Source organism: Domibacillus indicus, from assembly GCF_023715895.1.
GTDB lineage: Bacteria > Bacillota > Bacilli > Bacillales > Domibacillaceae > Domibacillus > Domibacillus indicus_A.
Genome location: NZ_JAMBOO010000104.1, coordinates 1 through 376, shown reverse-complemented (window position 1 = coordinate 376; position 376 = coordinate 1). Strand labels below are relative to the sequence as shown.

The following is a 376-nucleotide window of genomic DNA, read 5'->3' as shown; positions in this document are numbered from 1 at the left end:
GTGCCGTCTGACCTGGTAGAGCTGAAGCGGAGTGAAACATACCAGCTGGCAGTGAGTGCAGAAACAGCGAATGGGACACGCGATGTAACAGCAAGCAGCACAGGGACAAAGTACAGCAGCACAAATACATCGATTGCGCAGGTAAGCGCGGAAGGGCTGGTCACGGTTTCGGCCAGCGCGGCAATCGGCTATACAGCGGACATCCGTATTACAAATAACGGAATTACGAAGGTTGTAAAAGTAAAAGCAATTGACGTATCAGCAGGAGACAAGCCGACAAGCCTGAGTGTGCCGTCTGACCTGGTAGAGCTGAAGCGGAGTGAAACATACCAGCTGGCAGTGAGTGCAGAAACAGCGAATGGGACACGCGATGTAA

General features: G+C 52.4%; 1 protein-coding gene. It reads left to right on the top strand.

From position 1 onward, the window contains the following. Positions 1 to 376, top strand: a 376-nt coding sequence (locus tag M3221_RS25805; RefSeq protein WP_251274832.1) for a hypothetical protein, incomplete at both ends; no start/stop codon positions are given.